This window comes from Tropicimonas omnivorans (assembly GCF_031846565.1).
Classification (GTDB): Bacteria; Pseudomonadota; Alphaproteobacteria; order Rhodobacterales; family Rhodobacteraceae; genus Tropicimonas_B; species Tropicimonas_B omnivorans.
In genome coordinates this window covers 51,412-77,369 of record NZ_JAVRHL010000001.1, presented here as the reverse complement: position 1 = coordinate 77,369, position 25,958 = coordinate 51,412, and the positions used below count along the sequence as shown (strand labels likewise).

General features: G+C 67.4%; 27 protein-coding genes and 1 tRNA gene. 6 read left to right on the top strand and 22 right to left on the bottom strand.

Annotated features, from left to right (window positions below; translation table 11 throughout):
* Position 1: 1 nt before the first annotated feature.
* The 9 genes from rplS to ffh all read right to left on the bottom strand — a co-directional run bounded on the left by rplS (position 2) and on the right by ffh (position 5,817).
* Complete coding sequence (gene rplS, locus RM543_RS00385; protein ID WP_311688558.1) at positions 2 to 379, bottom strand: 50S ribosomal protein L19; 378 nt, start codon at positions 377 to 379, stop codon at positions 2 to 4.
* Positions 380 to 431: 52 nt separating this feature from the next.
* A complete protein-coding gene (gene trmD / locus RM543_RS00380) occupies positions 432 to 1,298 on the bottom strand; it encodes a tRNA (guanosine(37)-N1)-methyltransferase TrmD (RefSeq protein WP_311688556.1) in 867 nt (288 codons plus the stop codon).
* The gene (locus RM543_RS00375; protein ID WP_311688554.1) at positions 1,295 to 2,164 is read right to left on the bottom strand and encodes a hypothetical protein; all 870 of its coding nucleotides are present in this window, start codon (positions 2,162 to 2,164) and stop codon (positions 1,295 to 1,297) included. Before RM543_RS00375 ends, trmD begins: the two co-directional genes overlap by 4 nt.
* Positions 2,165 to 2,232: 68 nt before the next feature.
* Complete coding sequence (locus RM543_RS00370) at positions 2,233 to 2,394, bottom strand: DUF1328 family protein (protein WP_116085441.1); 162 nt, start codon at positions 2,392 to 2,394, stop codon at positions 2,233 to 2,235.
* Positions 2,395 to 2,484: 90 nt separating this feature from the next.
* The gene (rimM, locus tag RM543_RS00365) at positions 2,485 to 2,994 is read right to left on the bottom strand and encodes a ribosome maturation factor RimM (RefSeq protein WP_311688551.1); all 510 of its coding nucleotides are present in this window, start codon (positions 2,992 to 2,994) and stop codon (positions 2,485 to 2,487) included.
* A 76-nt stretch (positions 2,995 to 3,070) separates the two neighbouring features.
* Complete coding sequence (rpsP, locus tag RM543_RS00360) at positions 3,071 to 3,457, bottom strand: 30S ribosomal protein S16 (protein WP_311688548.1); 387 nt, start codon at positions 3,455 to 3,457, stop codon at positions 3,071 to 3,073.
* Between the two features lie 5 nt (positions 3,458 to 3,462).
* The gene (locus RM543_RS00355; protein WP_311688546.1) at positions 3,463 to 3,798 is read right to left on the bottom strand and encodes a chorismate mutase; all 336 of its coding nucleotides are present in this window, start codon (positions 3,796 to 3,798) and stop codon (positions 3,463 to 3,465) included.
* On the bottom strand, positions 3,795 to 4,268 hold the full coding sequence (locus RM543_RS00350) for a GNAT family N-acetyltransferase (RefSeq protein ID WP_311688544.1): 474 nt from the start codon (positions 4,266 to 4,268) through the stop codon (positions 3,795 to 3,797). Before RM543_RS00350 ends, RM543_RS00355 begins: the two co-directional genes overlap by 4 nt.
* Positions 4,269 to 4,323: 55 nt before the next feature.
* Positions 4,324 to 5,817, bottom strand: a complete 1,494-nt coding sequence (gene ffh, locus RM543_RS00345; protein ID WP_311688542.1) for a signal recognition particle protein — start codon at positions 5,815 to 5,817, stop codon at positions 4,324 to 4,326.
* Positions 5,818 to 6,108: 291 nt separating this feature from the next.
* Between ffh and RM543_RS00340 the strand changes: the two genes are divergently transcribed.
* Both RM543_RS00340 and RM543_RS00335 read left to right on the top strand, forming a co-directional pair.
* Entirely contained in the window at positions 6,109 to 6,993 is an 885-nt protein-coding gene (locus RM543_RS00340) for a LysR family transcriptional regulator (protein ID WP_311688540.1), read from the top strand.
* 52 nt (positions 6,994 to 7,045) lie between these two features.
* Positions 7,046 to 7,119, top strand: a tRNA-Gly gene (locus tag RM543_RS00335).
* A gap of 198 nt (positions 7,120 to 7,317) precedes the next feature.
* On the opposite strand, the gene RM543_RS00330 is transcribed toward RM543_RS00335, so the two are convergent.
* From RM543_RS00330 to RM543_RS00315, 4 genes are all read right to left on the bottom strand, one after another.
* Positions 7,318 to 8,184: a hypothetical protein gene (locus RM543_RS00330; protein WP_311688538.1), complete on the bottom strand. Its 867-nt coding sequence runs from the start codon at positions 8,182 to 8,184 to the stop codon at positions 7,318 to 7,320.
* A 111-nt stretch (positions 8,185 to 8,295) separates the two neighbouring features.
* Complete coding sequence (locus RM543_RS00325; protein ID WP_311688536.1) at positions 8,296 to 9,504, bottom strand: CsgG/HfaB family protein; 1,209 nt, start codon at positions 9,502 to 9,504, stop codon at positions 8,296 to 8,298.
* Between the two features lie 94 nt (positions 9,505 to 9,598).
* Complete coding sequence (locus RM543_RS00320; RefSeq protein WP_311688534.1) at positions 9,599 to 10,117, bottom strand: hypothetical protein; 519 nt, start codon at positions 10,115 to 10,117, stop codon at positions 9,599 to 9,601.
* A 104-nt stretch (positions 10,118 to 10,221) separates the two neighbouring features.
* Complete coding sequence (locus tag RM543_RS00315; protein WP_311688532.1) at positions 10,222 to 10,872, bottom strand: hypothetical protein; 651 nt, start codon at positions 10,870 to 10,872, stop codon at positions 10,222 to 10,224.
* A 491-nt stretch (positions 10,873 to 11,363) separates the two neighbouring features.
* Here RM543_RS00315 and RM543_RS00310 point away from each other — a divergent pair, with 491 nt between their 5' ends.
* Both RM543_RS00310 and RM543_RS00305 read left to right on the top strand, forming a co-directional pair.
* Positions 11,364 to 13,145 (top strand): ABC transporter transmembrane domain-containing protein, encoded by a 1,782-nt coding sequence (locus RM543_RS00310; protein ID WP_311688531.1) that lies wholly within the window; start codon positions 11,364 to 11,366, stop codon positions 13,143 to 13,145.
* A 100-nt stretch (positions 13,146 to 13,245) separates the two neighbouring features.
* Positions 13,246 to 15,135 carry an acyl-CoA synthetase gene (locus RM543_RS00305; protein ID WP_311688529.1) on the top strand — a complete coding sequence of 630 codons (1,890 nt, stop codon included), beginning with the start codon at positions 13,246 to 13,248 and terminating at the stop codon, positions 15,133 to 15,135.
* A 49-nt stretch (positions 15,136 to 15,184) separates the two neighbouring features.
* Here RM543_RS00305 and RM543_RS00300 read toward each other — a convergent pair whose 3' ends face one another.
* Together RM543_RS00300 and RM543_RS00295 are read right to left on the bottom strand one after the other, a co-directional pair.
* Entirely contained in the window at positions 15,185 to 16,327 is a 1,143-nt protein-coding gene (locus RM543_RS00300) for a lipase family protein (protein WP_311688527.1), read from the bottom strand.
* Positions 16,328 to 16,406: 79 nt separating this feature from the next.
* Positions 16,407 to 16,874: a DUF6795 domain-containing protein gene (locus tag RM543_RS00295; RefSeq protein ID WP_311688525.1), complete on the bottom strand. Its 468-nt coding sequence runs from the start codon at positions 16,872 to 16,874 to the stop codon at positions 16,407 to 16,409.
* Positions 16,875 to 17,086: 212 nt separating this feature from the next.
* Here RM543_RS00295 and RM543_RS00290 point away from each other — a divergent pair, with 212 nt between their 5' ends.
* Both RM543_RS00290 and RM543_RS00285 read left to right on the top strand, forming a co-directional pair.
* Positions 17,087 to 17,587: a heme oxygenase-like domain-containing protein gene (locus tag RM543_RS00290; RefSeq protein WP_311688523.1), complete on the top strand. Its 501-nt coding sequence runs from the start codon at positions 17,087 to 17,089 to the stop codon at positions 17,585 to 17,587.
* A complete protein-coding gene (locus RM543_RS00285) occupies positions 17,574 to 20,129 on the top strand; it encodes an HWE histidine kinase domain-containing protein (protein ID WP_311688521.1) in 2,556 nt (851 codons plus the stop codon). Before RM543_RS00290 ends, RM543_RS00285 begins: the two co-directional genes overlap by 14 nt.
* A 101-nt stretch (positions 20,130 to 20,230) precedes the next feature.
* On the opposite strand, the gene RM543_RS00280 is transcribed toward RM543_RS00285, so the two are convergent.
* From RM543_RS00280 to RM543_RS00250, 7 genes are all read right to left on the bottom strand, one after another.
* Positions 20,231 to 21,157 carry a LysR family transcriptional regulator gene (locus RM543_RS00280; protein WP_311688519.1) on the bottom strand — a complete coding sequence of 309 codons (927 nt, stop codon included), beginning with the start codon at positions 21,155 to 21,157 and terminating at the stop codon, positions 20,231 to 20,233.
* Positions 21,158 to 21,225: 68 nt separating this feature from the next.
* Entirely contained in the window at positions 21,226 to 21,900 is a 675-nt protein-coding gene (locus RM543_RS00275) for a DUF1028 domain-containing protein (RefSeq protein ID WP_311688517.1), read from the bottom strand.
* Between the two features lie 56 nt (positions 21,901 to 21,956).
* A complete protein-coding gene (locus RM543_RS00270; protein WP_311688515.1) occupies positions 21,957 to 22,373 on the bottom strand; it encodes a RidA family protein in 417 nt (138 codons plus the stop codon).
* Between the two features lie 51 nt (positions 22,374 to 22,424).
* Positions 22,425 to 23,036 (bottom strand): glutathione S-transferase, encoded by a 612-nt coding sequence (locus RM543_RS00265; RefSeq protein ID WP_311688513.1) that lies wholly within the window; start codon positions 23,034 to 23,036, stop codon positions 22,425 to 22,427.
* On the bottom strand, positions 23,033 to 24,037 hold the full coding sequence (locus RM543_RS00260) for an NAD(P)H-quinone oxidoreductase (protein WP_311688511.1): 1,005 nt from the start codon (positions 24,035 to 24,037) through the stop codon (positions 23,033 to 23,035). Before RM543_RS00260 ends, RM543_RS00265 begins: the two co-directional genes overlap by 4 nt.
* On the bottom strand, positions 24,034 to 25,158 hold the full coding sequence (locus tag RM543_RS00255) for an ABC transporter ATP-binding protein (RefSeq protein WP_311688509.1): 1,125 nt from the start codon (positions 25,156 to 25,158) through the stop codon (positions 24,034 to 24,036). The genes RM543_RS00260 and RM543_RS00255 overlap by 4 nt, the downstream gene beginning before the upstream one ends.
* Entirely contained in the window at positions 25,148 to 25,957 is an 810-nt protein-coding gene (locus tag RM543_RS00250; RefSeq protein ID WP_311688507.1) for an ABC transporter permease, read from the bottom strand. The genes RM543_RS00255 and RM543_RS00250 overlap by 11 nt, the downstream gene beginning before the upstream one ends.
* Between the last annotated feature and the right edge of the window lies 1 nt (position 25,958).

Here is a 25,958-nt window from a genome sequence, read left to right as displayed (position 1 = left end):
CTCAGGCTTCTTTCTTCGGCTTGTAGCCGGTGTCCTCGGCGATCCGGGCGGATTTGCCACGGCGCGACCGCAGGTAGTACAGCTTCGAACGACGCACCCGGCCGCGGCGGATCACGGTGATGCTGTCGATGTTCGTGGAGAACAGCGGGAAGACGCGCTCGACGCCCTCGCCGAAGCTGATCTTCCGAACGGTGAAGCTGCCTGCGATGCCGGCGCCGTTCTTGCGGGAGATGCACACACCTTCGTAGTTCTGCACACGGCTACGCGTGCCCTCGGTCACCTTGTAACCGACGCGGATGGTGTCGCCCGCCTTGAAATCGGGAATGGTCTTTTCGAGACCGGCGATCTGCTCGGCCTCGAGTTCTGCGATCAGATTCATCTGTCGCTCCTCATGTTGCCCGCGGTTTTTGTCCGCGAAGGTGTATGCGCCCTCAGAGCTCTCGGTCTCCACCCGGGTCCCCATCGTCGGCCACATCGCCGCGATAAGCCCGCCAGAGGTCAGGGCGTCGTTGCTTCGTCAGCCTTTCGGCCTCATCGCGCCGCCATGTCTCGATCCTTGCGTGATGCCCCGAGAGGAGAACCTCGGGCACCGCGCGATCCTTCCAGACAGCCGGCCGCGTGTACTGCGGGTGTTCGAGAAGCCCCGAGGAAAAGCTTTCCTCCTCGATGGAATCACGATTCCCGAGCACGCGGGGTATAAGGCGGACCGTGGCGTCAATCAAGGCCTGCGCGGCGATCTCGCCGCCGGTCAGCACGAAGTCCCCGAGGGAGACTTCCTCGACCCCGCGCGCCTCCAGAACGCGCTCGTCCACGCCCTCGAACCGCCCGCACAGAAGCGTCATGCCCTCCGCTTTCGACCAGCGCTCCGCATCGGCCTGCCGGAACGGCTTGCCGCGGGGGGACAGGTAGAGGACGGGCCAGCGGGCGCGGTCCCCAGGTGTGCCCGCGGCGGCAACCCCAAGGGCGCGATCCACCACGTCGGGGCGGAGGACCATGCCGGCGCCGCCGCCCGCTGGCGTGTCATCCACGTTGCGATGCTTGCCGACGCCGAAGGCGCGCAGATCGATAGGCTCGAGCGCCCAGAGCCCCTCGTTCAGCGCCTTGCCGGTCAGGGACAGGCCAAGCGTGCCGGGGAAGGCCTCGGGAAAGAGCGTGATGATCCGCGCCGTCCAGGCGTCCTTGAGGCGCGGATTGGGCGTCATCAACTCGCGCGGGCGCACGCTTGCGGAGATCGCGAGCCGCCCGTGTGAGCGCATGACCGGGTCGCCGTCGCTCCGGGGGTCGTCGATGTCGCTCATGCCGTCTCGCCCAGGGTTTCCAGGCGGCGGGCGAGGCGGGTCAGCGCTTCGGCCTCCTCGGGGTGCCGGGCCGCGATCTGGCCTGCGATGTCGTCGAGCCGCGCGGGGCGGGGCATCCCGGCCGCCGCATCGGGCAGGACGTCCAGAAGCGCATCGGAGCAGTCGGCGAACTGCCACAGAAGCGGCGCGTCCGCCGCGCCGACCACGGTTTCGAACGCCCGCGGCACGTCACCCCGGCCGGCCAGACGCGGCACGGCGACGGGGTGGGTCGCGAGAAGGACGACTGCGAGGCGGTCACGCGGAGCACGGGTGCTGTCATGGCGCGCAAGAAGGCGATCCATCCCGGCAGGAGCCTCGCCCGGATCGAGCAGCAGAGGGGTCAGCGCGTCTTCGACGTGACCGAGGCGCGGAGCCACTTCGGGCAGCGAGTCGAGACGGGCAAGGGCGCGGAGGACCGGCTCCGAAGGTTGGCGCCCCTCCGCCTCCGCTCTCACGATCACCCCGTCCACATGGGCGGCGATCTCCCGGTCGACCGGTGCGATCCTTGCATCGCCGCGGCGCGCGGCGCGCATCAGGACGATGGCAAGAAGGGAGAGCACCGCAAAGGGAAGAACGGGCAGGACCGGCAAATCGAGAACGTCATGCACGGTGATGCCGGCGGCCAGAAGCACAGCTGCGCCAAGCGCCACGACCGGAAACGCGAGCAGCAGGGCGCCCGCCGGGCGGCCGGGGCGCGACACCCCGAGCCAGACCGCGCCGAGGGCGGCGAAGACACCGATGGACCAGTAGGGCGCGCCTCCCGCGCCGGCCGCGACGGGAGCGGCGTAGAACAGCAGCGTTGCTATGACGGTCAGCGGCCGGCGCATCGGATCCTCGGGCAGAGCGGGTGGCACCCAACATAGCGTGCCGCCCGCTCTCGCGAAACGCCGCGCGATCACGCGATGGCGATAATTCCAAGGACGACCAGGACGAAGAGGACAAGGACGATCCCGATCAGAAACTTCGCGCCGGTCAGGGCCACGCCGGAAATGGAGTTGAAGCCGAGCAAGGCCGCGATCGCGGCCACGGCGAGAAGGATGAGAATGATTTCCAGCATGGGACCTGCCTTTGATGTCCGCCCGCAGGATCGCGGGCCGAAGGGCAACGGCAGATCGCATTCCGGAGTTCCCCGCGGCAGGCAGAGGGATCAGAACAGTCCCTCGGGCGGATCCGCGACGATCCTCCCCGCCGCGATGTCCACTGTCGGAACGATCTCGCGGGTGAAGGGGACGAGGACGGTAGATTTGAGGCCCGGCCCGTAGATCTCGAGCAGGTCCCCGGCGCCGTGATCGTGGATCGCGCGGATGCGTCCGAGCACCGTGCCGCCGGTATCGACGACCTCGAGGCCGATCAGGTCGGCGTGATAGAATTCGTCATCCGGCAGATCGGGCATCTTCGAGCGCAGCGCGAAGAGCCGCGTGCCCTTGAGGGCATCCGCCTCCTCCTTGGTGCGCACGCCGGAGAGGCGCGCCGCAAAGGCACCCTTGATCGATTTGCCGAGGGTGAGATCGAAGCTGCGCGCGCCGTCCTCGGTGGTCAGCGGCGCATAGTCCGCGACGGCCTCGGGATCGGCCGTGAAACTCTTGAGGCGCACTTCACCGCGCACTCCGAAGGAGCCGGCGATTGCCGCGACGCAGACGCGCTCGGGATGAGTCATGGGGGTCCCTCCGGACAGGGGCGGCCGGGCGCCCGGACCGGCCCGCGCCATGATCAGCGCGGGCCGGCGGCTCGGATCACTCCGCGGAGGCTTCCTCGGCGGGCGCCTCGGCCGCTTCCTTGGCCGCGGCGTCGCGCGCAGCGCGCTCGCTGGCGCGGTCCTGCGCCTTCTTGCCCGGCTTCGCCTTGTTGGGGTTGTTGCGCTCGGCCTTGTCGCGCACGCCGGCGGCCTCGAGCATCCGCGCGATTCGGTCGGTCGGCTGGGCGCCCTGGGCGATCCAGTGCTGCACGCGCTCGACGTCCATCTTCACGCGGTCCTCGCTGTCCTTGGGCAGGAGCGGGTTGTAGGTGCCGAGCTTCTCGATGAAGCGGCCGTCGCGGGGCATGCGGCTGTCGGCGGCGACGATGCGGTAGAACGGACGCTTGTTGCTGCCCCCGCGGGACAGGCGGATCTTCATGGCCATGGTGTTTACTCCTTGATGGCGGTCGCGCCGGTCTCTCCGGCGGAATCCTTGTGGGCTTCGTGGTGCTTGATGACTTCCTGAATGATGAAGTTCAGGAACTTGCGCGCGAAGTCGGGGTCGAGATCGGCCTGCTTCGCGAGATCCTCCAGCCGTGCGATCTGCGCTTCTTCACGGGCCGGGTCGGAGGGGGGCAGGTCGTGGCTGGCCTTGAGCCGGCCCACGGCCTGGGTGTGCTTGAACCGCTCGCCGAGCGTGTAGACGAGGATCGCATCGAGGCGGTCGATGCTCTCGCGATGCTCGCGCAGCAGCGACGCGGCGCGGGAGGCGGAATCCGCGTTCATGCGCGCCTCCCGGACGGAAGGGCAGCCGCGCCGGCGCGCCGGGCGGAGCGCAGGATCGCGGTATCGAGGTACGAGACGTAGTTCCGCGGGCCGGTGAGGGCGCGGGCATGATCCGCGGCGGCGATGGACGCTTCCTCGCCGAGGCCGGCGCGCTCGGCCGCCGGGCGCATGAGGCGGACGGGTCCGGGCCCCTCGCTCTCGGCCGCGACGGGGACGAAGCCCGCGATGCCGCCGCCCTGACGTCGCTCGGCCACCCAGTACCCGGTGCCGTCCAGCGACCAGCCGGCCAGCATGGAGCCGAAGCGCGCGTGAGCCGCATCCCGCGATCCGCCCGTCACGATGTGCCACGCCTCGAAATCGGAGAGACGCGGCGCGCGCAGGCGCAGGCGCGCGGTCAAGAGGACCGGCATCACGGCGCCGAGCATGGCGGCGTGATCATAGGCGCCGGGCGCCGTGCCCCCAGAAGACATGCCGGTGGCCATCATGACGCGATCGTCCCCGGACGGGGCGACTGAGAGAGCAGGTTCATCGCTTCTTCCCCAGTCCGCTGAGACCGGAGGGCAGCCCGCCGCCGCCGAAGCCGCCCATCCCGGGCATCCCGCCCTGAAGCTGGCGGGCGGCCTTCTGCATCGTCGCCGCATCCATGCCCTGAAGCGCGGCCGGATCGGGCTGCTCGCCCTTGCCGAACATGCCGCCCATCATCTGCTTCAGAAGGCCCTTCTTGCCCATCTTCTTCATCATGTCCGCCATCTGGCGGTGCATCTTCAGAAGACGGTTGAGTTCCTGCACCTCGAGGCCAGCGCCAGCGGCGATCCGCTTCTTGCGGCTCGCCTGCAGGATGGCGGGGTTGGCGCGTTCCTTCTTGGTCATGGACTGGATCAGGGCGATCTGGCGCTTGATCATCCGGTCGTCGAACCCGGCCTCGCCCATCTTGCCCTTCATCTTGCCCATGCCCGGCATCATTCCCATGACGCCTTCCATGCCGCCCATCTTCATCATCTGTTCGAGTTGCATGCGCAGATCGTTCATGGAGAAGTGGCCCTTCTGGAGCCGCTTCATCATCTTCTCAGCCTGTTCGGCCTCGATGGTCTGCTGCGCCTTCTCGACCAGCGAGACGATGTCGCCCATGCCGAGGATCCGGCCGGCGATCCGCTCGGGGTGGAACTCCTCGATGGCGTCCATCTTCTCGCCGAGGCCGACGAACTTGATGGGCTTGCCGGTGACGGCGCGCATGGACAGGGCCGCGCCGCCGCGCCCGTCGCCGTCCATCCGGGTCAGCACGACGCCCGAGACACCGATCTTGCCGTCGAACTCCTCGGCGACGTTCACCGCGTCCTGGCCGGTGAGGCCATCCACCACGAGCAGCGTCTCGCGGGGCTTCACGATGTCCCGGACCGCGGCGGCCTCGGCGATCAGCGCCTCGTCGATATGGAGGCGGCCCGCGGTGTCGAGCATATAGACGTCATAGCCGCCGAGGGAGGCCTGCGTCTTGGCCCGCTGGGCGATCTGTTCGGGGCGCTCGCCCGGAACGATGGCCAGCGTATCGACGCCGACCTGCTGGCCGAGGATCGCGAGCTGCTCCATGGCGGCGGGGCGGTTCACGTCGAGCGAGGCCATGAGGACCCGCTTGTTCTGCCGCTCCTTGAGCCGCTTGGCGAGCTTGGCGGTCGTCGTCGTCTTGCCCGAGCCCTGGAGGCCGACCATCAGGATCGGGGCAGGGGCATTGTCGATCTTCAGGCTGCCCGGCTCGCCTTCGCCCGTCAGCACCGCGATCAGCTCGTCATGGACGATCTTCACGACCTGCTGGCCGGGCGTGACGGATTTCGTGACGGCCTGGCCCGTCGCCTTGTCCTGCACCGCCTTCACGAAGTTCCGGGCGACCGGCAGCGACACGTCCGCCTCCAGAAGCGCGACGCGAACCTCGCGCAGCGCCGTCTTGACGTCGTCTTCGCTCAGGGCGCCCTGTTTCGTCAGGCGCTCGAACACGCCGGACAGGCGGTCTGACAGGCTTTCGAACATCGCGCGGCTCCTTGCCGTCTCGGCTCAATCGGACCCGCAAACGCCAGCTACGCCGGTGGGCGCAACGCGCTGACCGGCGGCGATCCCCCATATGAGGGGGACCGGAAATCTGGCGATCTCCGGGTTTGCGGGGCCGATACGCCGCCGGGGGCGGTCGAGTCAAGACGTTCCTGACAGATTCGTGCGCCCGCGCGCGGCGTGCTTGCGCAGATGCACATATTAGGGCACATCTGCACATATCCCCTGCCAGCGGCTCCGCCGCGGCATCCCTCTGTTCAGGAGACCTCCGGCATGACGCCTGGAAGCTGGGACGAAATCCGGACCGCCTACCAGGTGGCCCGCCTGGGCACCGTATCGGGTGCGGCGCAGGCCCTCGGTGTACACCATGCGACGGTGATCCGCCATGTCGATGCACTGGAGGCGCGCCTGTCGACCAAGCTCTTCCAGCGCCATGCGCGGGGCTACACGCCGACCGACAACGGCGAGGAGCTCCTCAAGGTCGCGGCCGCGCTCGACGATCAGCTCGAACAGCTCACCGGGCGGCTGAAGGGGCGGGGGACGGATGTCTCCGGCGAACTCGTCGTCACCACGATCCTCGCGCTCGCCCCCCGGCTGACGCCGATCCTCCAGGATTTCATGGAAGAGCATCCGGGCGTGCGTATCCGCTTCATCACCGACAGCCGTCTCTTCCGGCTCGAATACGGCGAGGCGCATGTCGCCCTGCGCTTCGGCGCCCAGCCCAAGGAGCCGGACAACATCGTCCAGAAGATCGGGGAGACCTCCATCGGCCTCTATGCCTCCCGCGCCTACGTGGACCGATACGGGCCGATGAAGGAGGGCGAGTGGACGAAGCACCGCTTCATCTCGCCCGACATGGAAGACAGCAGGGCCCCCTTCGCGCGCTGGATGGATGCGACGATCCCGGTCGAGCAGATCGTCTTCCGCGCCAACGACACGCGGGTGTCCCGCGACGCGATCGAGGCCGGCCTTGGCTGCGGATTCATGTTCCAGTGGGATGCCGATGAGCGGGACGACATCGTCCAGATGCTGGCCCCTCGGGAGGACTGGGCGACGCCGATCTGGCTCGTCACCCATGTCGATCTGCACCGCACCGCCCGCGTCCATGCCTTCACGAGCTTTCTCAAGGACCGCGCCCGGGAATGGAACAGGTCGTAGCGGGGTCGCTCGCTTGACCGTGGCCGGGGCATGGCCTAAGCCAAGGGTCAGCGCGGGTATGGTGTAATGGTAGCGCCCTAGCCTTCCAAGCTAGTCGTGCGGGTTCGATTCCCGCTACCCGCTCCACTTCCTTTTTTTAGATGCTGCGAAACGGCTGCCGTCCGAATGCGGCCGCGATACGCCCCGCGGCGCTCTTGCATCGACGCCCCGTTCGGCGGCGCTCTTGCATCGACGCCCGGTCCGGCGGCACGAAAAAAGGGCCGCGCGATGCGCGGCCCCAGGTGTGGTCCCCGAGTGGTGACTTACTCGGATCCCGGTATTCGATCAGTTGTCGTCGTCGTCGTTGTCGAGGCAGGTGCCGCCGCAGCCCGTGCCGAAGAACGTGGCGTTGACTTCGGAGGTGTTGATCGCACCGGCGGCGGTGGAGCCGATGTCGCCAACGCCGATGTTGCCGGCGCCGAGGGAGGCGGTGATCGAGCCGTTGATCGTGGCGCCGTTGTTCTCGCTGTCGTCGTTGATCGCGGCGCTGATGACGCCGATGCCGGAGCCGAAGGTGGCGGAAGCCATGGCTTCGGACATCGTGTTGCTCGTGTTGGCGGCCGAGCTGGAGTCGATGATCGCACCGTTCTCGGTCAGGTCGAAGTTGCCGGTGTTGACGGCGCCGGCGGCCAGCGACTTGATGTCACCGATCGACTGGGTCGAGGCGTTGATGTTGCCGGAGAGTTCGGTGGTCGAGTTCGAGGCGCTGCTCGCGGAGCTGGCCGCTTCGCTCGCGGTGTCGGTCACGTTGGTCAGGTCCTCATCGAAGGAGCCTTCGAACGCGCCGGTGCCGTCGACGTTGTTGCCGAACGTATCGGACGCCACGCCATCAGTAGCGGCGCTGAGTTCGCTCGAGATGCTCGTGATGTCGAAATCGATCGAGTTGTCGCTCGAGGAGTTGGACGCCTCTTCTTCGTTCTCGGACGCCGTGGAGCCCGAGAAGTCGAATGCGCCGCCCGAAACGCCGTCGACGGTGACGTTGATGGAGCCGTCGATGGCCATGTCGTTCAGCGCAACGGCGGCGAACGATGCCGGCACGCTGGCAAGGACATCATCGCTGAGGCCGTTGAACGCGTCGACGACCTGGGCGGAGGCGCCGCCGGCGGTCAGAAGGGCGGCCGTGGCCGCGCTGAGGAGAAGTTTCGTGGTCATTTTTTAAAGTCCCTTCGCTCCGTCCAGCCTTCCGCCATGCTGGTTGGGTCACTGATAAAGGGTGCGGCGGCACCTATGCGGGTCCTTTCAGGATCGCGCATTCTCGCGTGGTCAGCCGGCGATCTCCTCCCCGGACAGTCCCTCGTTCGCTGCCGCCTCGGCCTCTTCTGGCGTTGCCGGCGATGTCTGCTGCGGGGCGGCGTTGACCGCTCCGGCTTTCACGGGTTGCGGCTGCCGCGGCACGCAGTCGAGCCGGGGACCGACGCAGGCCGGCGACGCCTTGGCGGCGGCTGCCCGTGCCTCGATCTCCGCCCGGTCGCGGCGCTCGGCCTCCGCTTTCTCGGCGAGTTCCCGTGCCTGCTGCTCCCGCGCGAGATGGGCGCGGGTCTTGTCCCTGGCGGGATCCTCGAGCTTCGCCGCAAGGGGGCTCGTTCGGACCGCCGCCGGCGCCGCGGTGCGCTCCGCCGCCGGCCGTGCCGCTGCTGCCGGTGCCGCCGCTGTCTCAGGGGCGCTCGCCGCCGTCGGGGCGATCTGCGCGTCGGCGCCGGAGGAGGACAGGGCCGTGTACTGCTCGCGCCGCTTGGCATTGAGGTCGCGGAGCTGCTCGCCCGTGGTTGCGATGCCGGTGACGGAGCCGACCTCCTCGTCCAGCAGGTCGACGCAGAACTCGTACTTCTCGGGCGGCATCATCTGCGCCAGGAGCTCGAAGGTCGCGAGCTGGAGCATCTGCCGGAGGGCATAGTTGACCGCCTCGCGCCGGGACGAGCCCGCCTCGATATCGACGACGTTGCCGCCGGTCAGCCTGGTGCCGAAGAGGTTGTACTCGTCCGCGAAGATCTGCTTGCGCAGGGCGACGTTGCCGTAGATCCGCCCGGTCGGGACATGGGTCACGGCCAGGTCGAGGCCGACGAGGACGCGGTTCTGGCGATAGTTCGGGCCGACGCCGGCGATCGAGACGCCCGCGCCGCCGCCGGGAATGAAGTCCAGCGAGTTGATGGAGCCGGTGATGACGAAGGTCGCAGGGATCTGGCGCTGAAGGTCGATCAGGCCCCACTGTCCCTCGAGGGCGGATGTGCCCATGTCGCGCCGGTTGATCAGCGTGACGCCGGTCTTGAAGAGGGCGGACTGGACGATGTCACCCGCGCCCTGGGTGACGAACTTGCCGGTCCCTTCGGAGTTGTTCTGGTAGGTGCCGGTCTGGTCCGGAATCCCTCCGACAGCGAAGGTGAGGGAGCCGTTGACCTTCCCCTTGAGGCAGGCGAGCGCGTCGTCGAAGGGCGTCACGATATCGACGATGGCAGGCCCCTCGATGAGGGACATGTCCTTCTTCACTCCCGCACCCATGCTGCACGCAGCGGTGGCTGCGCAGAGAGCGAGGGTGGCGACTATTTTGGCTGGCCTGATCATGGGGGGCTCAGCAGGTCATTCCGCCGGAGTTGGATGCCGACGAGGACGTGCCCGAGGAGATGTCGATCCCGTCGACGACGGAGGTCGACATCTGGATGGAGCCATCCTGGCAGCCATTCGAATCGGCGGAGGAGCCGATGCCGATGGTGTTTCCGCTGCCGTCTATGCTGATGTCGGTCGTGGTGTTGGTCTGGGCGCCGATGGTGGTGGTCGACGTGGTGTTGCCGGTACCGTCCGCGGTGCGCTGCTCGACCGTGACGGAGGACCCTTCGGCCGCCTCAACCGACATCGCGCCGACGGAATGGTCGTAATAGGTGTTGAGCGTATTGCGGCCGATTGCGTCGTAGTAGCCCTCTTCGAGCTTCTTCTGCGTATCGGCCACTGTCAGGCGGTAGTTCTTTTCGCTGCTGTTTCCGAAGCCCCAGCTTCCGGACCACGACCGGCCTGCCGAAAGTTCCTGCGCCGTCGCGGTTGCACTGGCTGTCATCAGGCCGAGCAGAACCACGGCACTAAATGCCTTATTCATCTTGTCACCCTCGTTGCGATTTCCCAGGTTCCAGCGGTCGTTTAATGCCGCCCATTCCGCCCGGGATAATTATAATCGGGCCTGGGCCCGTCTTTGCTATCTCATCAATTCAGCGAGCTGGTATTGGGGGAGGACGGTGCCGTCGGCGCCGTGGGGGATGTCGGAGAGCTCGGGGACCCGGATCTCTGGCCGCCCTGGCTTGCGCTGGCGGAGGCCCGCCCGCCGCCGGCCCGGGCCGCGGAGGCCTGGTTGCCCTGGCTGGCGGAGGCCCCGGCGGACCCGCCGCCGGCCTCGGCCGCGCTGTTTTCGTCCCCCTGGCTGGCACTTGCGCCAGACGAGCCGCCACCGGCTTCGGCGGAGGATTCCTCCTCCTCGTCGTCCGGACCGCTTGGATTGTCAGGGTTTTCCGGGTCTTCGGGGTTCTGAGACGTGTCGTCGTCGTCGTCCTCTTCGGACCCGCAATTGCCGCTCACGAGGCCTGCGGTGCCGCCCGCCCCCGGGCTGCTGCCATCGGGGCAGGCGGCAACGACGACGGCGGCGACGCAATCGTCTCCGTCGATCAGGGGCTCGACCGGAATGGCCGCGCCTTCCTTGGTGTACATCACGGCCGTTTCACGGTCGTCACATGAAAGGGGGCCCTCATCGTCCACGGCGGCGAAGGGAGAATTCACGTCCCTGGAGACGCGGGCTTCGTCGCACGCGGAGACAAGAGGCATTGCTCCGCACAGGATATAGGTAAAAGCGCGAAGTTTCATAAGGCGGCCTCCCAAAACGACACGGGAAGCGGCTGCGCAAAAATACACATGCACGGTACCCTGGAACTCGGTCAAAAAACACTGCCCGAGCGATGTGCGAAAATCCGCCGGGCCTGACCGTCATTGACCACAACTTCCGCATTCGGGGAAGAGGTAAACGTAAGGTTAACTTAAATGCGGCGCCCTACGTGTGCGCTGAGACATATTTTCAACACAATCTTTCTCAGAGTGCAGAGACGATCAACCTAAGGTAGTTTCAAATTGGCTGTGATCTTTTTCACGGTTATTGCAATTCCGAAGTCCAATTTGCATTTCGCAATTCAAGCTTGCAAGACCTGTTTAAAAGACTGTCAGGAATTCTGACCTGATCCGGGCCGCGATTCGGGTAGCCGGGAACCGATTCGCCCGCGCCATAGGGACGCAAGGGTCCGGGGGCGAGTTGATTCGAAGCGCCCGGGGGGCTATCCGCGCCCGAAAGAGCAGGAGCCAGCATGTCAGGTCAGACGGAAGAACGCGCGGGCTCGCGCCGGGTGGGAGCGTTGCGCGGACTGGCCCCCTTCTTCGCCCCCTATCGCGGCAAGGTCGCTCTCGCACTCTTCGCCCTGTGCCTGACTGCGGGGGTCTCGCTTGTTCTTCCGCTCGCCGCGCGCCGCGTGGTGGACGGCTTTGCCGGCGGGGATTTCGCCCTCCTCGACCGGTACTTCCTCGCCGCATTCCTGCTCGCCGCAATCTTCGCCATGGGGACGGGCCTTCGGTATCTCGTGGTCACACGCCTCGGCGAGCGGGTCGTGGCGGACATCCGCATGGCGGTGTTCGACAGGATGATCGGGATGAGCCCGACCTTCTACGAGCGGTTGATGACGGGCGAGGTGCTGAGCCGGATCACGACGGACACGACGCTCCTCCTCTCGGTCGTCGGCTCTTCCGTCTCCTGGTTCCTGCGCAACGTCCTTCTGTTCGCCGGCGGTCTCGTGATGATGCTCGTCACGTCGCCCAAGCTGACGCTGATGGTGCTCGGCATCGTGCCGCTTGTCGCGCTGCCGATCGTGGCGCTTGGCCGCCGGCTGCGGCATCTCAGCCGCGACAACCAGGATCTGATCGCCGAAAGCTCCGGCCGGGCCTCCGAAGCCCTGCAGGCCGCGCAGACGGTCCAGGCCTTCAGCGCGGAAGGCGCGACCAGTGCGCGCTTCGCCGAAGTCACGGAAAAAAGCTTCGTCGCCGCCAAGGCGCGGATCACGGTGCGCGCGCTCCTGACCGTCATCATCATCTTCGTCGTCTTCTCCGGGATCCTCGGCACGCTCTGGATCGGAGCGCGGGATGTCGGCGCGGGCGCCATGACAGGGGGCGAGCTGGTGCAGTTCCTGATCTACTCGGGGATCATGGCCGGCTCCGTCGCCGCGCTGTCCGAAATCTGGGGCGAACTCCAGCGCGCAGCCGGCGCAACCGAGCGGTTGATCGAACTCCTCGCCGCGGCCGACAGCGTGCACGATCCCGACGTGCCGCAGATCATGACGGCCGCGCCAAGGGGGGAGATCGCGTTCGAGGACGTTTCCTTCCACTATCCGTCCCGCCCGGGCGAGAGGGCGCTGAACGAGGTCTCCTTCAGCATTGCGCCGGGGGAGACGGTCGCGCTGGTCGGCCCGTCCGGCGCCGGCAAGAGCACGGTGCTCCAGCTTCTCCTGCGGTTCTACGATCCCGCCTCCGGCCGGATCCGTCTCGACGGGGTGCCGCTGTCGGACATGACGCGCGCCGCCTTCCGCCGGGCCATCGCGCTGGTGCCGCAGGATCCCGTGATCTTCTCCGGCTCCGTGCGGGACAACATCCGCTTCGGCCGGCCCGAGGCAGGCGACGCCGAGGTCGAGGCGGCCGCCGCGGCCGCCGCGGCGCACGATTTCGTTCTCGATCTGCCCGAGGGCTACGATACGGAGGTCGGCGAACGCGGGGTGATGCTGTCCGGCGGGCAGAAGCAGCGCATTGCCATCGCCCGCGCGATCCTGCGGGACGCGCCGGTCCTGCTGCTCGACGAGGCGACGAGCGCGCTCGATGCCGAAAGCGAGCGGGCGGTTCAGGATGCGGTGGGCGCGCTGTCCCAGGGCCGGACGACGATCATCGTCGCGCACCGCCTCGCCACGGTGAAGCAGGCGGACAGGATCCTCGTCTTCGAAAGCGGCCGGATCGTCGCGTCCGGAACCCATGACGCGCTCGTCGCCGAAGGGGGCCTCTATGCCCGCCTCGCGCGGCTCCAGTTCACCGACGGCGCGAGCGCGGCCTAGTCTGTCGCCGCGTCAGGGTTGCCGGCTCGGCGCAAGCCTTCCAGACTTGACTGTGGGATGAACCCGGCCACCTGCTGGGGTTCTGGGAGGAGAGATCAGCATGCCGTTCGCCAGTGCCGCAGATGCGCGCCGTTACACCGATGAAATGCCGTGGAAGGCGCGCGACCTCCCCGTCAGCGTCCACGCCCTTCTGGCCCGGACGGCAGGATCCTATGCCGCCGCGCCGGCGATCAGCTACCAGCTCTTCTCGGATCCCGGCGCGAAGGCCGAGACGCTCAGCTGGGAGGAGCTGCGGGCGCAGGTCACGCAGGCCGCCAATCTCTTCCGCTCCCTCGGCGTCGGGGAAACGGACGCCGTCGCGTTCCTGCTGCCCAATTGCAACGAGGCCGTCGTCACGCTTCTGGCCGGCGCGACGGCCGGGATCGTGAACCCGATCAACCCGCTTCTTGAGCCGCAGCAGATCGCATCGATCCTGCGGGAGACCGGGGCGAAGGTTCTGGTCACGCTGAAGTCCTTCCCCAAGACCGACGTCGCCCAGAAGGCCGCCGAGGCCGTCGCCCATGCACCGAACGTGAAGCACGTTCTGGAAGTCGATCTGCTGCGCTACGTGACGGGCCTCAAGAAGCTCATCATCCCGGCGATCCGTCCCAAGAACAAGGCGACCCACAACGCCACCGTCCAGGAGTTCCGCAAGGCGATCGCGACGCAGAACGCGGGCGCGCTCGATTTCACCGAAAGTGATGGCGACCGTGTCGGGGCCTACTTCCATACCGGCGGTACGACCGGGATGCCCAAGGTGGCCCAGCACCTTCATTCGGGCATGATCTACAACGGCTGGCTCGGCTCCGAGCTGCTGTTCGACGACCGGGACGTCGTGATCTGCCCGCTGCCGGTCTTCCATGTCTTCGCGGTGTATCCGATCCTGATGTCAGCGCTCTCCTCCGGCGCGCATGTCGTCTTCCCGACACCCGCCGGCTATCGCGGGGAGGGGACGTTCGACAATTTCTGGAAGCTGGTCGAGCGCTGGAAGGTCACCTTCGTCGTCGGCGTTCCGACCGCCTTCGCCGCACTGATGCAGCGCCCGGTGGATGCTGATCTGTCCACCCTCAAGACCGCTTTCTCCGGCTCCTCCCCGCTTCCGGTCGAACTCTTCCGCCGGTTCGAGAAGGCGACGGGGGTGACGATCTGCGAGGGTTACGGCCTGACGGAGGCGACCTGTCTCGTCTCGATCAACCCGGTTGAGGGGGAGAAGAAGATCGGCTCCGTGGGTGTGCCGTTCCCCTATACCGACGTTCGCATCCTGGTGCACAAGGGCGGCGAGGTGACCGAGTGCGAGACGGATGTGGTGGGCGAGATCTGCGTCGCCAATCCGGGCGTCTTCCCCGGCTCGACCTACACCGAGGCGGCCAAGAACAAGGAACTGTTCCACTACGATCGGTATCTCAGGACCGGCGATCTGGGGCGCCTCGACGCGGATGGCTATCTCTGGATCACCGGGCGCGCGAAGGACCTCATCATCCGCGGCGGTCACAACATCGATCCCGCCGTGATCGAGGAAGCGTTGTCCGCCCATGAGGAGGTCGCGCTCAGCGGTGCCATCGGCCAGCCGGACGCGCATTCGGGCGAGCTGCCCTGCGCCTATGTCGAGCTCGTCAAGGGCGCGACGGTGACGGAAGCGGAGCTGCTGGATTTCGCGCGCGACCGCATCTCCGAGCGGGCCGCGGTGCCGAAGTATCTCGAGATCATGGACGAGCTGCCGAAGACGGCGGTGGGCAAGATCTTCAAGCCGGAGCTGCGCAAGCGGGCCATCGCCCGCGTCTACGACGCCGCCCTGTCCGAGGCCGGGGTGGGCGCCGAGGTGGTCGAGGTCGTCGAGGACAAGAAACGCGGTCTCGTCGCGCGACTGAAGGTGGGGGACGGCGCTGGCGCCGAAGATGTCCAGCGGGCCCTCAGCGCCTATACCCGGCCCTGGGAACTGGTCGAGCAGTGAGGAAAGCGGGGGGCGCGCCGCAATGAGTGCGGCGCGCCCCCGCCTCAGGTCACGTCAGCAGGTTGACCGCTCGGGAGGCGGCGGCACCCACGCCGCGCATCATCAACTCCAGCGCGTAGCGCAGGAAGGCTGAGGTCACGTCGGCCGAGCTGTTCAGGGCCGTGGTCGTGCTGCGGCCGACGAATTTCATCACCGCCTTCACGAAGCGCAAGAGGTAGGAGCCGATCTTCGCGGAGAGCCGGGCGGCGTGGACGAGCATCGCCGCGAGTTGGTCGAGAATGGTCATCGCGGCGGTCAGGACGCTGCCGAGCACGACCTCCGCCAGGGCGATGATGCCCTTCAACGCCTTGCCGAGCGCCCAGAAGGCGGCAGAGGAGAACATGTTCCGCCCCTCGGCCTTGTTCAGCCAGTAATTAACATCGTGGAAGTTCGGAACGTTCACCCGCACCGGCCAGCCCGAGGCCGGCATTCCGGGGATGTAGGTCTGCTTCATCGAATGCGCGTCGACGCTGATCGTGCCCTGCCCGCCGTCGACGGAATAGTCGCAATCCTCTGGATGGCAGAACGGAAAGACCGGGATCATCGGCACGGGATCGGCCAGCGCGTAGACACGGCGGACATTGTGGGTGCCGAGCTTGCGGGTCAGCGGGCGGGTGAAGAACGCCGTTCCCGCCCGCGGCGCGCCGAAGGTGTAGAGCTTGACGTCCGCCCGCTCGGCGAAGCCGTACTCGGCGGCGAACATCGTCGCGATGGCCCCGCCGAGGGAGTGTCCGCAGACATGCAGCGTCGTGAGGTTCTTGCCGCGAAGCGCCTCCCGCACCTGCAACGCCATGGACTTGTAGACCCTGTGGAAGCCGGCATGCACGGGGTAGCCCCCGGGCCCCCGGTCGAGCGCGATGTTGAAGTTGGAGGCCCAGTCCGCTCCGGAGGAGAAATGCGTGCCGCGGCAGACAAGGGCGTATTCTCCTTGGGTCCCGCGCTTCTTCAGCAGCATGCCGAAGCCCGTTTCGGGCCGGACGAATGCGCCGGAGCGACCGGTCAGACGGGTCGCGCTCTGGTCGATGTCGAACGCGTCGAGGATCGAGCTATTGGCGCTGTTGCCGGCAATCGATGCAACGAGGTTCTCGTTCATGCGGAGGTTGTAAACGGCTTGGGAAAGTTGCGCGGCCATGGCGCCGGAAAGCAGTGTCATCCTTTGAACTCCGAGGAAAAACGGGTTGATCTGGAAATATGTCTGTCCGGGCCGGGCGAGAGGCCCGATCCGGCCTTGGTCAGTCGCCCATCGGGCGGCAGGTGCCGTAGAAAAAGCCTCCGGCAGCCGGCTCTGCTCCAGCGGTGCACTCCATGCGGAGAGGGGCTCCGTCGAGCTCGCCGTTCAGATTGTAGTCATGCTTGTAGAGCGTGAGTATCGTCGTGGCGGAACCGTCCGCCACCGCGGTGAAAACCTGCTCCACGACGGGTTCGTGGGGCAGCAGGCTGGCAAGGAAGCTCCGTCCGGTCACGGTGCCGAAGCTGAAGCCGCCGGATGGGTCCGTGGTGACGGTATCCGCGCCGGTCTTCTTGCCCCAGGTCCATGCGCGGGTCACGTCCGCGCCTGAAACGGGGGCCCCGTCTTCGGAGACCAGGCGGCCGTCGACCGGCGAGCAGAGAATGAAGTCCTTAGCCAAAGCCGCACCACTCCCGGAGAAAAAAAGAATGAGGACCAGCACCAACGTCGCCGGTCTGAACAGGCCCACCATCTGACGACCCACTTAAAACTACAATCAATGACGCTATAGTGACCCGGCGTGAGGCACGACGCAACTTCTTTCCGCCGGTGTCTGGATCTAGGACGAATGCGCCCGGCATGCGACGTCGGGTTAAACTGGTTTGCTCAGGCGGTCTTTGGGCCTCGTGATGCTGTTGTTTAACGCGCTGAGCGCAGGCAGGTTGGGTCGCCGTGAACGTAACCATGAGACACCTGTTGAGGACCGCCACCGCGCAAGATCACGCGCAGGTGGACGAGGCGTTCTCCCGCTTCGACCTCGCCGGCGCCGAGGGGCGCGCCGGTTTTCTGGCTGCGCATAGAGGGGCGTCGGCGGACTGTCTCGCCCGCGGTGCCAGGTCCGAGCCGGAGTGCCTCGACATGGTCGCGCGGCTTGCAGGCGGCGGTTCGGGGCGTGTTTCCCGGGGCGGATTCGACCCGCTTGCGATCCGCTATGTCTTTCTCGGGGCCCGGTTCGGCCTCGGCGTTCTGAAGCGGCAGTGGATCGAGGCCGGTGGACCCGCAAACGAGCCGCTTTTCGACGAAACCGGGCCGGGGGAGGAGTGGAGAGGCCTCCTCGGCGTTCTGGCCACCCTGGATCCAGAAAGCCCTCGCGCGGCGCGGATCCTGGACGATGCCCGCGCCATCTTCGCCATCTTTGCCTTGCACGCCAGCCACGGGACGACCGATCGCCTTGAGCCAGCCTGACTACACCACCGTCGATCTTACGAATTGCGACCGGGAGCCCATTCAGTTCCTCGGTCACGTTCAGGATTTCGGCTGCCTTCTCGCCCTGTCGTCGGACTGGATGATCCGCCACGCCTCCGCGAACACGGAGACGTTCCTCGGCCGCGAAGCCGAGGATCTCGTCGGCACGCATCTGTCGGAGCTTCTGGGCGGGGAGGGGCTTCACCACATCCGCGGCGAGGTGCAGGTCTCCGGTCGCCACGGGGAGGGATCGCGCATCTTCGCCGTCGATGCACTGGGCGACGGGCAGCTGTTCGACCTGTTGGTCAACGTCAGCCCGCAGGCGATCATCGTGGAGTTCGAGCGCGCCGGCAGCAAGCGGCGGACCGACACCGCGTCCACCGTGCGCTCGCTGATCGCGCGGCTCAGCGGCCTCACCGACGAACGGCGCTTCTTCAACGATACCGCGCGCTGCGTTCAGGCGCTCACCGGGTTCGACCGGGTCATGGTCTACCAGTTCCACGAGGACGAGACGGGTGAGGTCGTGGGCGAGGCGACGACGCGGGGAATGGATCCGTTCATGGGACTGCGCTACCCCGCGAGCGACATTCCGAAACAGGCCCGGGCGCTCTACCTGCGCAACCGCATCCGCCTCATCGCGGATGTCGATGCGCCGACGCACGGGATCGTCCCCCGGATCGGCGCCGACGGACAGCCGCTCGATCTGTCCATGGCCGCGACGCGCGCGGTCTCGCCGATCCATATCGAATACCTGAAGAACATGGGCGTCTGCGCCTCCATGTCGATCTCGATCATCGTGCGCGGCAAGCTCTGGGGGCTGATCGCCTGCCACGGCAAGGACCCTCGCGCCGTCGACGTCGAGACGCGCACCGCGGCGGAACTCTTCGGGCAGCTCTTCTCGTACGAACTGGCGCAGAGGTGGCAGGACGCGGAGCTGTCCCTCGCGGAGACCGCGCGGGAGCTGCACGACGTCATCCTGACCACCCTCTCCTCCGGCAATTCCCTCAGCAGCACCTTCAGCGATCTCGCCGGAGATATTTCGGAGGTCATCCCCCACGACGGCATCGTCCTTTACTCGGAGGGCGCTTTCGAGGCCTTCGGCTCGACGCCGACGCGGGAGGAATTCCTCGGGCTCGCCCGGTTCCTGAACACGGCCGGCGCGAGCCGCGTCTTCGCCACGGATCATGTTGCCGGCGTCTACGACAAGGCGGAGAATTTCGGAGACCGCGCCGCCGGGATCCTGGCGCTTCCGGTCTCGCGGTCCCCGAGAGATTACATCGTCCTCTTCCGGCGGCCCATCGCGCAGACGGTGACCTGGGCCGGCAACCCCGAAAAACCGGTGGAGACGGGTCCCAACGGCATCCGCCTCACGCCGCGCAAGAGCTTCGAGGCATGGCAGGAAGTGGTGCATGACCGCTCCAGGCCGTGGCGAGAGCGCGAGTTGCGGGCGGCGGAATCGCTTCGGGTGACGCTCCTCGAGGTCGTTCTCAAGATGAGCGACGATGCGCGGCAGGAGCGGGAGCGCGCGAGCAACAAGCAGGACCTGCTGATCAGCGAGCTCAACCACCGCGTCCGCAATATCCTCAACCTCATACAGGGGCTCGTGGCCCAGAGCCGCAGCGGCGTCGGGTCCGTGGAGCAGTTCACGGACGTCCTGGGCGGGCGCATCCAGGCCCTGGCCCGGGCCCACGATCAGCTGACCGTCGGCGCGTGGGGCGCGCTTTCCCTCGCCGGGCTCATCCGCACGGAAACGCTGGCCTTCATCGGCGACAAGGCGGGCCGCATCCGGTTTCAGGGGGATGACGTGATGCTGGAGCCGCAGGGCTTCTCCACCCTTGCGCTCGTCTTCCACGAACTGGTGACGAACTCCGCCAAGTACGGTGCGCTCTCGGACAGCCACGGCACGGTCACGATCCGCGCCACGCTCGAGGCGGACGGTGCGCTCTCCCTCGACTGGACCGAGCGGGACGGCCCGCCGGTCGCGCCGCCGACCAGGAGGGGCTTCGGCTCCACCATCATCGAGCGCTCGATCCCGTTCGAGCTTCACGGCAAGGCCGACGTCGACTACGCGCTGACGGGCTTCAAGGCGCATTTCGGTGTGCCGAGCCGGTTCGTTGCCGGGAGGGCGACGGAGGAGGCGTCCCTGCCGGCAACCGGGAACCTGCCCGAGGGCATCGCGCCTGCGCGCCTCGGCGGGGTCGTTCTGCTTCTGGAGGACAACCTCATCATCTCGATGGACGCGCAGGAGGCATTGCTGTCTCTCGGGGCGGACGGGGTGGTCGCGGTGCCCTCGGTGGAGTCCGCGCTGGCCGAACTCAAGAGCCGGGACGTGACCTTCGCACTTCTCGATGTGAACCTCGGCACCGGCACGTCGCTGGCGGTCGCGCGGGTGCTGTCGGAGCGGAAAATACCCTTCATCTTCGCTACCGGCTACGGCCCGGAGCCGGCGATCGTCGAGGAATTCCCGCACGCCCGCTTCCTCACGAAGCCCTATGACGCCGGCACCATCGGCCGGGCGCTCGATGAGATGGTGAAAGCCTGATCCGGCGCCGGGAGGCCGGGCCCCGGACCGGCGGAAGCGCCCCCTTGGCGGCGCGGGGCTTCGCGGGGCACGCACGACCGGCGCGGAACCGCGCGGCCCCGTCAGACCAGAAGACCCGGCAGGTTCCCCGTATCTGCGGCCTCGTGGCAATGGTCGATGAAGGCCTGGATCGTGCGGGAGACGTGGGCCGCGCGGGACATGGCGATGCCGAGCTGCAGCGGCGGGATCTCGGTTCGCAGCGGGATGAACTGGAGCAGCTTTCCGTCCATCGATCCCTCGGACACCGTCCGCATGTTGGAGATGCCGAAGCCGAAACCGTTCGCCACGAGGCTGCGCTGCACGGAGATCTCGCTCGTGCGCTCGGCGATGCGCGGCCGGTGTCCATGGGCGCGAAAGAGCGACAGGAAGTAGTCGGAGCTGTGGGGCATGTCGAGCAGGACCATGTCGTGCTCCACGAGGTCCGCGACGGTCAGGTCCCGTCGTCCGGCGAGGGGATGATCGATATCCACCATCACGAAGGGAGGCAGGGCGCGGAGCGGCCGGAAGTCGATGTCGCTCGGCACCGACATGTCGTAGGTCAGCGCGACGTCGATGCGGGCGGAGAGCAGGCCGTCGAAGATCTGCGCCTGGTCGAGCTCGACCTGGCTGAAATCGACGTTCTCGTACTTGTCCTCGAACCGGCGGCGCAGCTGCGGCACCATGAACTGCACGAAGGTTCGCAGACAGCCGACCCGCAGCGAGCCGCGCACGCTGCCGGTGTAGATGTTGGCCATGTCGTTGAGCTTGTCCGCCGCCTCGAGGACCGCGCGGGCCTGCTCGATGAAGCGCTCGCCGACGGGGGTCAGGACCGAGCCCTGCGAATGCCGGCGGGTGAAGAGCTGAACGCCGAACCCCGCTTCGAGCTGGGCGATCGCGGAGGACATGGAAGGCGCGGTGACATTCACCTTCTCCGCCGCGAGCGCGATGCTGCCCGCCTCGCCGACGGCGATGAAATATTCCAGTTGCCTGAGGGTGAATCGCAGCGGCATGGCAGACCTTTTACCGGTCGTGATCCCCCCGTCGGGCCGGCGCGCGGCCAGCCCCGCGGTGGATCTGGTCAATCGTCCCCGGGCACTCCGTAGGACGGCGCATCGCGTGGGTCGAGGGCCCGTGTGACGTAATCGTTCATCTGGGGCGCGTAGACGGCATAGGCCGCCTCCAGCGCCGCGATGGGGCAGTCTTCCGTCCAGTCCATACGCAGTTCGGCGAGCGGCCAGGCCTGCTTGTCCACCACGAGGAGCCCGGCGGAATGGACGGGTCCTGCCTCTCCGCCCGCATCGAGGCCCGCGCGGAGGGCGCCGATCAGGCGGGCTCCGAGGTGGCCGGTGCTCGCGGCGAAGCTCTGTAGCATGACCTCGGGCACGCCGGCATCGGCAAGGAGGTTCCCGGCGGCAGCCGCGTCCCGTCCCTCCGCCTCGGACCACAGGCCGAGCACCTGGCCGCCCGAATAGATCGCGCTCTCGCCCGACCGCCCGACGGCGAGGAGCTGGCGATAGGCCATGTGGGAGCCGCTGCGCTCGATGATCGACAGCGCTTCCGACGGGCTCGCGCCGCGCTCCATCAGGTCAAGCGCGTGCGGGCCGAGCCGGGGATCGGTGACGTTCTGCGATGCAACCGCGCCGACGCCGGCGCGTGCGAAGGAGCATCGCGCGGCGACGGCGGGGGACGACGAGGAAATCGCGATGCCGAACATGTCCGTGTCCGTGCAGTGTCCGACGATGGAAAAGGTCATGTATCCTCCCAAGGGGGGGGCGGCCGGCCCCCAAGACTTCGGTTCTTGCGGCGGCGTCAGTCCGGGATGACGGCCGTCGCGTCGATTTCGACCAGCCATTCGGGCCGGGCGAGGGCGACGACGACGAGCCCGGTGCAGACCGGGAAGACGCCCTTGATGTACTCGCCCATCGTTCGGTAGACCGCCTCGCGGTGACGCACGTCGGTCAGGTAGACGACCAGCTTGGTGACGTGGCCCATCTCCCCGCCGCATTCCTCGACGAGCTGCCGGATGTTGCCCATGACCTTGTGGGTCTGCTCCACCGGGTCGTTGCCGGCGATGTTCTCGGCGGTGTCGAGATCCTGCGGGCACTGACCGCGCAGAAAGATCGTCGTGCCGCCTTTGGCGACCACCGCCTGGCACAGATCGTTGTCGAGCTTCTGCTCGGGGTAGGTGTCCTTGGTGTTGAACTTGCGGTGACGGAGATGCGTCATGTCAGGTGGCTTTCGTCTGGAAAGGGGAAGGCGTGTGCCCGGGAATGGACGTCAGGCGCCGGGGCGGGTGGCCACCAGCGCGGGGCGGGTCTCGTAGCCGGCATACCACTCGGCGAGGGCGGAGCGGCCATCCCGCCAGCCGATCTCGCCGAAGCGGAAATCCAGCCAACCGAGCGCGCAGGCATAGCTGATGGCGCCGATGTCGTGGCAGTCCGGCTCCGGCAGGTCGGCCTCCATCGCGCCCAGGCCGTCCGAGACCTTCTCGTGCTGCTTCTCGATCCAGAGCGGCCACCGATGCGCTTCGGGGCGGATCAGGGTTTCGTAGCGGACCAGCAGGGCCGCATCGAGCACCCCGTCCGCCAGGGCCTGCCGGCGGAGCGCCGTCCAGCGGGCGGGGCCGGCCGGGGGGAAGAGGCTGCCGCCGGCTTCGGTGTCCAGATATTCACAGATCACCCGGCTGTCATAGAGCGCGGTACCGTCGCCCGCCTGCGCGGCCGGCACCTTGGCCAGCGGGTTGAACGCCTTGATGCGCGCGTCCCGCTCGACGGGGTTCGCCGCGCTCTCCAGCAATTCGATGCTGCCCTCGAGCCCGAGCTCGTGGGCCGCGACCATGACCTTGCGAACGAAGGGAGAGGCCGGGCCCCAATAAAGAGATAGTCTCATCGCGTTGTGTCCTCCTCAAATGTAAGGACGATCTTTCCGACATTCGTCCCGCTTTCCAGCAATTCGTGCGCGGCGGCCGCTTCGGTCAGCGGAAATGCGTCGGACATGACCGGGCGGGCCTTCCCCGCGCCGAGGAGCGGCAGAAGGTGGGTCCGCACCGACGCGGCGATCGACGCCTTCTCCGCATCGCTCTTTGGCCGCAGGGTCGAGGAGCTGAGCCATAGCCCCTTGCGCATGACGAGGCCGAGATTCACCGGCGCCATCATGCCGGACATGAAGGACAGGCCGATATGCCGGCCGCCCGGCGCCATGCAGGCGAGGTGTTTGTTGACCGCATCGCCGCCGAGGATGTCGAGCACGACGTCCACGCCCGCATCGCCGGTCAGCCGCATCACGTTGGCCTCGAGGTCCCCCTCGCGGTAATTGATGGCGCGGGCGCCCATCTGCTCGAGCCTCGCGCATTTCTCGGGGCCGCCCGCGGTGGCGATCACGTGCGCGCCCCATGCGATGGCAAGCTGCGTTGCGAGCGTGCCGATGCCGCCGGCCCCGCCTTCGATCAGGACGGTGTCGCCCGGCTTCAGCGCGCCGCGGTCGAAGAGATTGTGCCAGATGGTGAAGAGGCCCTCGGGCAGCGCCGCCGCTTCCTCGAGGTTCAGTCCCTCGGGGACCCTCAGGCACTGGTCGGCCCTCGCGATGACGTGGCTCCCGTAGCCGCCGCATTTGACCAGCGCCATGACGCGCTGTCCCACGAGGCCGGGATCCATGCCCTCGCCTGCGCGGGCGATCTCGCCAGCGACCTCCAGCCCCAGAACGTCGGACGCATCCGGCGGGGCGGGCAGGGCGCCGGTGCGCTGCATGATGTCGGGTCGGTTCACGCCGGCGGCGGCCGTGCGGATCAGCACCTCGCCGGGGCCGGGAGCGGGCACGTCCCGCTCGACCAGCTGCAGCACCTCCGGGCCACCGGCGCCCCGGGCGATCACGGCCTGCATTCTGGCGCTCATTCGGTCTCTCCTTCCATCGCGTAGAGGGCGGCCCCCGCATCCGGCAGCGCTATTCCGACAGCGGTGCCGACGGGCAGCGCCTCGCTCGCCGGAACGCGAAGCATCACGCGGCCGTCCCTGGCGGCGGAGCAGTCGAGGTGCAGCTCGGCATGGCTGCCCTGGTAGACAGAAAGCGCGACCGTCGCGGGAAGGGTGCCCGCCTGACCCGCTCTGGTCAGACGGCACTTCTCGGGGCGGACGAAGAGGGTCACGGCGCCCGGCTCCGGCATCTCGTCCTGATAGGTCCTGAGCCACACCCGCGTGCCGGCGACATCGATGCTCGCAGCGTCGCCGCTCGTCTCGAGGAGGGTCGCGTCGAAGAGGTTCGCATCGCCCACGAAGGTAGAGACGAAACGGTTCTGCGGCCGGTCGTAGATCTCGCCCGGACTGCCGATCTGACGAATGCGCCCGCGGGACATCACCGCGATCCGGTCCGACATGCTGAGGGCCTCGCTCTGGTCATGGGTGACGAAGACCGTGGTCAGGCCGAGACAGGACTGGATCTCCTTCAGCTCGACCTGCATCGCGGTGCGCAGGTTGCGGTCGAGCGCGGAGAACGGCTCGTCGAGCAGCAGGACGCGGGGCCGGATCACGAGGGCGCGGGCGAGGGCGACGCGCTGCTGCTGGCCGCCCGAAAGCTGGCGGGGCCGGCGATCCGCGAAATCCTCCAGCTTCACCAGGGCAAGCGTCTCGCGGACCCGCGCCTCCGTCTCCGCCTTCGAGACCCGGCGTGTCCGAAGCCCGTAGGCGACGTTCTGCGCCACGCTCATGTGCGGGAAGAGCGCGTAGTTCTGGAAGACGATACCGATCTCGCGCTTGTGCGGCGGTACCTGCGTGACGAGGCTCCGGTCGATGAAGAGCTCGCCCTTGTCGGCGTCCAGAAAGCCCGCGATCAGGTTGAGCAGCGTTGTCTTGCCGCAGCCGGACGGGCCGAGCAGGGTCAGGAACTCGCCGCGGCGGATCTTGAGCCAGACGGGTTCGAGGGCGACGGTACCGGAGAAGGACTTGCGAACCCCGTCGATCTGGACGGCGGTGTCGGTCCGTTGTTCCGGCGGAACGGCGGTTGCGATCTCACTCGACATTGAGGACCTTTTCGAGGCGGAAGACTTTGTGGACGATGAGCAGCATCGCCGCGACGACGATCACGTACATGACCGAGACGGCGGCAAGGGTCGGGTCGGCATATTCGCGGACGTAGTTGTACATCGCGACGGGCAGCGTCTGCGTGCGCTGGTTCACCACGAAGAGCGACGCGGTGAATTCGTTGAAGGACAGGATCGCCGCGAAGAGCCCGCCCGAGACGAGGCCCGGTACGAGGAGCGGCAGCGTGATCGTGAGCAGGACGTGGAGCGGCGAGCCGCCGAGGCTTTCGGCGGCGCTCTCGTAGGCGCGGTCGAAGTTGCGCAGCGAGACGTAGACCGAGCGCACCACGAAGGGCAGCACGATGATGACGTGAACGCTCACCACCAGCCAGAGCGAGCGCGGCAGGGAGGCCGACGCCGCGAGGATCAGAAGGCCGAGGCCGATCGTGAAGTTGGGGATGATCAGCGGAGACATCAGAATGCCGTTCAGCACCGATTTCAGCGAGAACTCGTACCGGTCGAGCGCATAGGCGAAGCCTGATCCCACGATCATCGCGATGACGGCGCCGATGGCCGCGACCTTCAGCGAGTTCACGAGGCCGTCCGCGAAGTCGCGGTACTCGAAGGCGTTGGCGTACCAGTGCAGCGATAGGCTCTTCGGCGGGAAGGACAGGATCGCGCTCTCGTTCAGCGAGGCGATGGCGACGACGAGGAAGGGCAGGAGGATGAAGCCGAGGATCAGGGCGATGACGATCCGTCCGGCCCAGTCGAGCAGCCTGTCGAGGAAGGATTTCTTCATA